An 8,486-nucleotide genomic window follows, 5' to 3' on the forward strand; every position below is an offset into this window, starting at 1 on the left:
CATGGCGAGCCTCGAAGCAATCCGCGGGGAAACCAGCCCGGAGCTACCCCCCGGGAGCTTTCGCAAGGTGGCACGGCGATTGCGCAAAAACCGTCTTGGCGTTCTGGGCGCCGTCCTCGTCGCGATCGTATTCGCCAGCGCGATCTTCGCCCCGCTCATCATTACACATGATCCGATCCGCATCATGGTGGGGCCTCGTTTGGCGGACCCCTCATGGCTTTTTCTTCTGGGCACTGATCAACTGGGTCGCGACACATTCTCGCGCGTCATGATGGGCGGCCGCGTCCCACTGCTTGTCGCCTTCGCCTCACTTGGCAGTTCGTTGGCAGCGGGCCTCGTGCTTGGTTTGATTGCGGGCTTCGGACCGAGGTGGCTGGACAATTTGCTTCTTCTTTTATTCGATACGATCCGCTCCTTTCCCGRCATTATCTTCGCATTGGCGGTCATCGGGTTGCTTGGACCCAGCCTAGCGAGCGTGATTTTTGTCATAGMAATCACCTCTATGCCTATCTATGCGCGCGTGGTGAGGACCCAGACAGAGGCGCTTCGCAACAGTGAATACATCGCCGCAGAACGCACCCTGGGCGCTGGCACGACCCGCATCCTTGCAGTGCACGTACTGCCTAACGTCATTGGCCCGCTTCTCATCCTCGTGAGCATGGACGTGCCTGCGGTCATCGCCGTGGAGGCCGGTCTGAGCTTCCTCGGTTTGGGCGTACGTCCGCCCACGCCCGATTGGGGAGCAATCCTCAACGACGGCTACAATTACATCCAGCAGACGCCGTGGCTTGTGGTTGGCGGTGGTATTCCGATCGTCCTCGCAACGTTGGGCTTCACATTCCTGGGCGAGGCGCTACGCGACATGTTTGATCCAAAGTTGCGGAAAGATCTATGATACGACACGATCAGTCATCGCAGGCGACCTCACCCCTCCTGGATATACGGCACCTCAATCTCGACTTCGGGACACCAGAAGGGCGCATCCATGCACTGCGAAACGTGTCGCTTAATGTCGCGGCCGCAGAGGTGGTCGGCATCGTCGGCGAAAGCGGATCCGGAAAGTCGACACTCGCGTATACAGTGATGGGYCTGCTTTCTGAAAATGCTGATGTGACAGGTGGCGAGATCCTGTTTGAAGGGCGAGACCTGCTGAACATGCCAGCTCAGCCGCGGCGTAGCCTTCTTGGCGATCGACTTTCCATGGTTTTTCAAGATCCGATGACTGCGCTCAATCCTGTGCGGACGATCGGGAACCAGATGGTCGACATCCAGCACCACGCGCAAAAAAGCCGGAGTGAAAAGCGTGCCCGTGCGATAGACATGCTACACCGGGTCGGAATTCCCGATCCCCAAACCCGGATCGGCGCCTATCCGCACCACTTTTCCGGCGGCATGCGTCAGCGGATATGTATTGCCATGGCGCTGCTTGTAAGACCCGCGCTCCTCATCGCCGACGAGCCGACGACTGCGCTCGATGCTACACTTGAAGTCCAGATCATTCATCTGCTCAAAGATCTCCAAAGGGAGATCGGCTGCTCCGTCCTTTTCGTATCCCATCATCTTGGAGCTGTGGCTGAGTTGTGCGACCGGGTCGTCGTCATGTATGCCGGCGAAGTCGTCGAACAAGGCGATGTCCGCAGCATATTTCGCAATCCCGGTCATCCCTACACACGCGCCCTGCTTGAGTGCGACCCGGGGAGGCTTAAACGAACCACACGTACATTGCCGACCATTTCCGGCGAGGTGCCAAGCCTCCTCGGCTTGAAAAAGGGGTGCATCTTCAGTGTGCGATGCCCACAGGCGTATGATCGCTKTCTTCAGGAAACGCCGGTCGATCAGCCCATCAGCGTAGGGCRGACCGCACGATGCCATCTGCTCGAAGAAAATCGGCTGGTTTCGGGATGAGCGCCCTTCTCAGTGTTCGGGACCTCTGCGTCCGCTTCCGCACGATGGGACCGCTCAAAGCGCTTGCAACTAGGACGAAAGCGCCTTTCATAGACGCGGTGTGCGGTGTTTCGTTTGAAATCCACAGGGGCGAGACGCTGGGCCTTGTCGGCGAAAGCGGCTCCGGAAAATCCACTGTCGCTCGCACGTTGATTGGCCTGCAGCGCGCGGTGAGCGGCAGCATCAGCTTCGATGGTCAGGAACTCACGCAACTCAGCGCGGTAGAACGCAAGCCCTACATGCGGCGCATGGCGATGACGTTCCAGGATCCGATCGGTTCACTTTCGCCCAGGCTGACGGTGCGGTCGCTCTTGACCGAGTCTTTCCGCATCCATGGAATGAAGGATCGCGATTTAGGAGCCGAAGCGATGCGCCTGCTGCGGATGGTGGGCTTGCCGGCCGATTTTGTTGGTCGCTATCCTCATCAACTCTCCGGCGGCCAAGCCAGGCGTGTCAGCGTGGCGCGCGCCCTTGCGCTTAATCCGGACTTGATCATCGCCGATGAGCCGACCGCCGGCTTGGATGTTTCGGTGCAAGGCGAGGTACTAAACCTTCTCACGCGCCTGCAGGATGAACTGGGCATCGCGATCCTGATAATCACGCACAACCTTAATGTAGTGCGCCACATAACCGATCGCATGGCGATCATGTATCTCGGCCGCCTCATTGAAGTCGGCGCGACCCAGAGTATTTTCCACCAGCCAAGCCATCCTTATACCGAAGCGCTGCTTGCGGCCAATCCCGAGCCCGATCCGGACGCAGTGCTCAACAGGATTGAGCTCAAGGGCGAAGTGCCAAGCGTGATGAACCGACCATCCGGCTGCGAGTTCCACACCCGCTGTCGGTACGCTCGAGACAACATCTGTGGTCACGTCGCTCCCCCCTCCTCAGTCAGCCTGCAGGACCCGGGGCACCGCTTCAGATGCCATTTCCCGATAAGCCCGAATCTAACGGGGTGAGCGCAAGCGCATATGATCGCGTTCTGTTCCTGCCCCGGGCACGATCTCCGGCTTCGGCTGCCTCGCGTTCGTAGTCGTCCGTGAAGAACACGGAAGGCTCTGATTCAATTTATGATTTTCCCCTGATTTTGGGTTTTAGTTTGCCGGAAATCGTGGCCTTAGGGGGCGATTTCTGGCAAATTGTAATGGTGCCTGTACGCGTGATTCGGCTGGTTTGACGCGAGGGAGCACGCGATGCGGCCAAAGGAACGACGAGACGGCGGCCAGACCGACCTGTTGCGGGCTCGCTCGATCAGATTCTCAACATGGATCATGCGCTGGTGAAGCTGGCGGYGGCGATCGACTGGCGCTTTCTCGCTTTCTCGAAGAGCGGCTTGGYGAGGTCTATGACGACGGCCCTGGCCGGCCGCCGCTGCCGACCCGGTTGATGGCGGGCTTGGCCATCCTGAAGTCGATGCACAACCTGTCCGATGAAGGCTTGTGCGAGCGCTGGCTGGAGAACCCCTATTACCAGATGTTCTGCGGCGAGGAGTTCTTCCAGCACCGCCTGGTCTTCGACCGCACGTCGCTGACGCGCTGGCGTCTGCGCATGGGCGAGGAGCGGCTGATGGCGCTGCTGCAGGAGAGCCTGGCGGCGGCGACCCGGCTGGGCGCGGCCAAGCCGGCCGACTTCTGCGCGGTGATCGTCGACACCACCGTGCAGGAAAAGGCCATCACCTTCCCGACCGACGCCAAGCTGATGCAGCGGGCCCGCGAGCGGCTGGTCAAGCTGGCCAAGAAGCATGGCGTCGTGCTGCGCCAGTCCTATGCGCGGGTGGGCAAGTTCGCGCTGATCAAGCACCAGCGCTATGCCCACGCCAAGCAATTCAAGCGCGCCAACCGGCAGCTCAAGCGGYTGCGCACCATGCTGGGCGCGGTGATCCGCGACATCGCCCGCAAGATCGCCGGGCAGCCGGGCCTGATGCAGGTCTTCGGCCTGTCATTGTCGCTTGCCCGCCGTGTCAGGGACCAGCGCCAGCGCGAGCGGGGCCGCAAGGTCTACTCCCTGCACGCTCCGGAGGTGGAGTGCATCGGCAAGGGCAAAGCTCACAAGCCCTATGAGTTCGGTGTCAAGGTCTCGGTCGCCACAACCCTCAAGCGCAGCCGCGGCGGCCAGTTCGTCGCCCACGTCAAGGCGCTGCCCGGCAATCCCTACGACGGCCACACGCTGGCCACCATCCTCCCAGCGATCGAGGAGACGATCGGCGTCAACCTCTCCAAGGTCGTCACCGATGCCGGCTATCGTGGCCACAACGCCCCGAAGACTACAGGCGCGGCCTCACCAAGACCGTCAAGCGGGCGCTGCGACGGCGGGCCGCCGTCGAGCCAGTCATCGGCCATCTCAAAACCGACCATCGCATGGGCCGCAACTTCCTGGCCTTCGCCCAAGGCGACGCCAACAACGCCGTGCTCGCCGCCGTCGGCTACAACTTCGGCCTCCTGCTCAACTGGCTGGGGCTTTTGTGCGCCTTCATCCTGGCGATGCTCGCAACCACAGCAACGCCGCCCCTCCGGCCGCGAATAGCCTGACGCCGCAGCTCAGTTAGTATAGCCGCTCCAACGGTGCGCCCTTCCGCGACTGATGCTGAGAAGTCGCATTCTTCACGGACGAATTCGTAGGGAAACGCCGTCTCATCGGATCTCATGCGGTGACAACTTCCCCCCTCTCCATCCGCTCAAATACCTAGCGGATGATCGCAGAACTGGCTAACAAGCCGTTAGAATTGGACGTCGACCCCGCCCTGGGGCAATCTTGCACGCCGAAACACTATAAACGTCCATGAAATTGGGAGGTGAACTGCCCCCCATTCGACCGGACAATCGGCATAAGCAGAAAGGCTCAAGCACAGGCTTGAGGATAGGCTTATGTCCAACGAGTATCGACGCCTCGAAAGTGATCGCAGGCGACGTCCCTCGCCGGCGATGGACAACCGAGCAAAAGCTGCAGATTGTCGAGGAGAGGTTTGAGGCCGAAACCAACCGCTGATGTCGCTCAACCCGAAACTGGCTTGCATTCGAGATATAATGGGGTTCCGTCCGGGCGCATTGCCGCCTGTATTTTCGTCGTGCGATACTCGACGGGAGTGGCCCCGTGGGTCAGGAATCGGAAATCCCCGGATTCCTCCATGAGGTCCTGCATCTCCTCGTAGATTTTTCCACGCTCAATCGGGTCGGCGATGGAAAGCCCCTTGACGTTGAGTTCGTCATAACGTTGGTTGCGGAAGCGTTGCCAGTTCCAGACGCCAACCTGAGCCTGGGTGAACCAGGTTACGTACTCAGACGGGTCTGGGAGTCCGGTGAAACTCATGACGAATAGCTGCATATCCTTCCACTGGTCGCCTTCTGATTCCATTCCGAGCGTCCAGAACGAAGTGGAATCCCGAGGTTGYACCTCCAAGGAGATACCGATCTGCGACAATTGGGCCTGAACTGTCTGGGCTATGGTCGACGAAGTGCTATCGTTCAAACAGTCGATGCTCAAGGTCAGATCGCTGACGCYGGCCTTTTCCATGAACTCCTTGGCCTTCTCRAGATCGCCTTCCGGCGGGATGAGCGCCTTCTCCCTATGTCCGACAACTCCGGGGGGAACGGTACCGGTCGCCAGGACCGCTTGGCCAGCGTACRCAACACTTAGAATCTGCGGGACGTTGATAGCCCATTGGATCGCTTTCCGGACGTTGATATCCCTGAGTTTTGGATGATCCATATTTATGCCGACCCAGACGTAACCGGTCGAGGGCTTTTGTACTATCTCGCTATCAGGGGGGGGCGGATTGCTCCTGAAAGTAGCAAGCGATTCGACACTGATGCTGGTGAAATCGACATCGCCCGCCTGATAAGCGCGTTCAGCCGCCTTAACGTCGGGAATAGGTAGGATGCGGATTTCGTCAAAGCCGGGCCTTGGGCCAGACCAATCCGGGTTCCGAGTGAGAATGGTATATTGATTCGGCTTCCAATCGGCCAGCACGTAGGGACCGGAGAACGCTGGTGGCTCCATCCCGAAATCACCGCCCTCCTTATTGGTCCGCAGCACGGCATCCTCAGAAACGATTTGACCTGCCGCGTGGGGTAGTGGAACGAGCCACACAGCTGCATCAGGGGCCTTGAATACAATGACGCCCGTATATTCGTCCTCCAACTYGACGCGATCGAGYAGCCCCCAATGTGGCTTCATGGGTGAATTGAGTTTTATCACGCGCTCGAAAGAGAACTTGACGTCCCTGGCCGTCATTTCGCCGTGGCCGCCGGTGAACTTGATGCCCTTCTTGAGGCGGAAGCGGACATGTGTTGGGTCCACTTGCTCGATCTTTTCCGCCGCCTCTAGCTCCCAGCCCCAATCAGATCCTGACTTATAACGCGTGAGCTTCGAATAGATACAGTGCATGACGTCCACTTCCGCGTCTGTTACAACGAAAGCGGGATCTAATTTGGTAAGATCGGCATTGGCACGCGCGTTTAGCACCTTGCCGTCGGCAGCCCAAATGGCCCGGGTGAGCGGCATACCCGAGGCGATGATACCCCCGCCAAGCGCGGCACCAGCTTTGAAGAGGGTTCGACGGCTAACGATCCGAGTAATATTCGTCTTCATATCCACGCCCTGATGAGTTTTCTTTCAAGCGGTGCTGGTTTCGTTGCGATACATCCAATGTGGAACGCTGCTGACATCTAAAGCGGCGCGCGCCAGCGTTTCCGCTTTTCCTCTGCAAAGCCATGGACCTTGGCAAGGCTTGACTGGCGTTTGGCGACAAACGCGTCGAGCGGCCCGCACTAAAATCCGCCGTCCGAGAATGCCTTCCTAACTTACACGCCTCATGATACGCACCTCCAATAGCCTTGATAACGCRCAAAAGATTTCGCTCGTCTTAAATACCGTTTATGCCGGCCCCTTGGGCAAAGCGCGCGAAGCTATAAATCAGGGTGAGGGCCATTCAGGCGCTGGCGGAATTCTCAGATTTAAGCGACTTGTACAATCATGCTGCCCGTTTTATCCCGATCTCGCATGGGACTCGCTTTGGATCGACACTCTTTGGTGCGAATTGGTCAACTCATCTGCCTACGTCAAGGGGTGAACCTGCTTGACAAGAAACCTGAGGCAGCGCGATGATGAAAGGCTTCTCCAGTCGTGAGGTAACGCCGTTCTACAGGATGAATATGCCCTGTTATGAGTCAGATAAGCATTCCGCGCCTGAGGGCTCGTTGGAAGAGAAATGCTATACGATTACCGCCCTACTGATCACGACTCCGCTGGTCGGCTTGCTTTTTGCATTTGCGTCACAGGGCACAGACCTTTTTGACTCAACTAAGCCGGAGACGGTCTTCCTCCAGAGTTCTTCGATCCCGCTGCCGCCGCGCTGAGCCAGAGCAAATGCCATAGAAGAGGCTGTGTGCGTCAAGCTCTGCAAAAGGGGCGGCCATGGTGTTGGTCAAGCGGCTTGGCGCAGAGCGAGATCCTTGTACTCGCGCAGGTCGTCCATGTTGATGTAGTGGTTGGCCTCCATCCAGTTTCGTTGGTCTCGACGGCCAGGCCCTGGCCAAGCGCAGGCAGCTTTCGGCTTGGGGAGGACCCTTGCGTCGAGAGCGAGGATCGGTAGGTGTCGCGTCCCGCCGGCTCCCGACTGCTTTGGAGGCGAAAACTAAATGCACCTAACGGTGCATGTGAGCGACGAAGTTCCCTGATCGGAGAACTCACGGGCTATGACAGGCAGCATTTCAGGATTTAAATTTACCTGCGAATTCTGGACTCCYGCGCCGACACACCAGTGAAGAGGAGATGGCCGATCTATTTCTCGGCATTGACCCGACCCTCGGGCCGGTGCGCGCCCGCAAGGCTCTACCAGCCATAGCGACCGGGCGAACTGGACAGTTACGGCCGGCTACAAGGAAGAATGACGGACGGCGAACAGTCAAGTTTTTGGACAAGGAAGTTTCTGTATACACCGTCAACGAGTGCACAGCTGCTAGAGATGGCGCGGTGGATGGATCGCAGCGATGATCGCTATCCGTCCAGTGGGCGAGGACTCCCTTTCTCGCCAATCAGCACTGGAGGTGCGGACGAATTCTTGGACTACGAGGAGATAGTTCATGTATTCGTACGAAGACCGCCTGAGGGCCGTGCAGCTCTATATCAAACTTGGTAACCGGGTGGGTGCCACCATTCGTCAGCTCGGCTATCCGACGAAGAATGCACTCAAGCATTGGTACCGCCAATACGAACGGCATCGCGACTTGTCAGCGAGCTATGTACGCGCCAAAACGCGGTATTCGGATGAACAGAAGCAGGTCGCTGTCGAGCACTATCTGAGCCATGGCCGCTGCTTGACATGGACCAGGAAGGCACTTGGTTATCCTTGCCGTCAACTGCTCTCGGCCTGGATTGATGAGTATGATCCTGATGCCAGGCGGCGCGTTGTTGGCAGGATCGTAACCGCCCCGCCGCGGTCGGAACGACAGAAGCGAGCGGCCGTGATCGATATGTGCTCCAGGCGTGAGAGTGCACGCGAGGTGGCTCAAAAAGTAGGCGTCAGCCGCCAGACGTTGTACGAC

General features: G+C 58.7%; 5 protein-coding genes and 4 pseudogenes. 7 read left to right on the forward strand and 2 right to left on the reverse strand.

The annotated features are described in order from the left end of the window. Window position 1 precedes the first annotated feature (1 nt). The 5 genes and pseudogenes from ORS3428_RS26430 to ORS3428_RS34145 form a co-directional block, all read left to right on the forward strand. Window positions 2-895, forward strand: a complete 894-nt coding sequence (locus ORS3428_RS26430; RefSeq protein WP_083355308.1) for an ABC transporter permease — start codon at window positions 2-4, stop codon at window positions 893-895. Further along, complete coding sequence (locus tag ORS3428_RS31890; protein ID WP_083355309.1) at window positions 892-1,905, forward strand: ABC transporter ATP-binding protein; 1,014 nt, start codon at window positions 892-894, stop codon at window positions 1,903-1,905. The genes ORS3428_RS26430 and ORS3428_RS31890 overlap by 4 nt, the downstream gene beginning before the upstream one ends. After that, entirely contained in the window at window positions 1,902-2,903 is a 1,002-nt protein-coding gene (locus ORS3428_RS26445; RefSeq protein ID WP_071101227.1) for an ABC transporter ATP-binding protein, read from the forward strand. Before ORS3428_RS31890 ends, ORS3428_RS26445 begins: the two co-directional genes overlap by 4 nt. 234 nt (window positions 2,904-3,137) lie before the next feature. Further along, a pseudogene (locus ORS3428_RS26450) lies at window positions 3,138-4,472 on the forward strand (IS5 family transposase). Window positions 4,473-4,808: 336 nt separating this feature from the next. After that, a pseudogene (locus ORS3428_RS34145) lies at window positions 4,809-4,911 on the forward strand (IS66-like element accessory protein TnpA); the annotation flags it as partial. Between the two features lie 24 nt (window positions 4,912-4,935). On the opposite strand, the gene ORS3428_RS26455 reads toward ORS3428_RS34145, so the two are convergent. After that, entirely contained in the window at window positions 4,936-6,531 is a 1,596-nt protein-coding gene (locus ORS3428_RS26455) for an ABC transporter substrate-binding protein (protein WP_071101228.1), read from the reverse strand. A gap of 512 nt (window positions 6,532-7,043) precedes the next feature. Here ORS3428_RS26455 and ORS3428_RS26460 point away from each other — a divergent pair. Further along, window positions 7,044-7,298, forward strand: coding sequence for a hypothetical protein (locus ORS3428_RS26460; RefSeq protein ID WP_071101229.1), 255 nt, complete (start codon window positions 7,044-7,046; stop codon window positions 7,296-7,298). A gap of 68 nt (window positions 7,299-7,366) precedes the next feature. Here the strand turns inward: ORS3428_RS26460 and ORS3428_RS33595 are convergent. Continuing rightward, window positions 7,367-7,502: pseudogene (locus ORS3428_RS33595) on the reverse strand (IS256 family transposase); the annotation flags it as partial. Window positions 7,503-8,024: 522 nt separating this feature from the next. On the opposite strand from ORS3428_RS33595, the pseudogene ORS3428_RS26465 reads away from it, so the two are divergent. Then, window positions 8,025-8,486 (forward strand): annotated as a pseudogene (locus ORS3428_RS26465) (helix-turn-helix domain-containing protein); the annotation flags it as partial.

The sequence above is a fragment of the Mesorhizobium sp. ORS 3428 genome (assembly GCF_001854785.1).
In the GTDB taxonomy this organism is placed as follows: Bacteria; Pseudomonadota; Alphaproteobacteria; order Rhizobiales; family Rhizobiaceae; genus Mesorhizobium.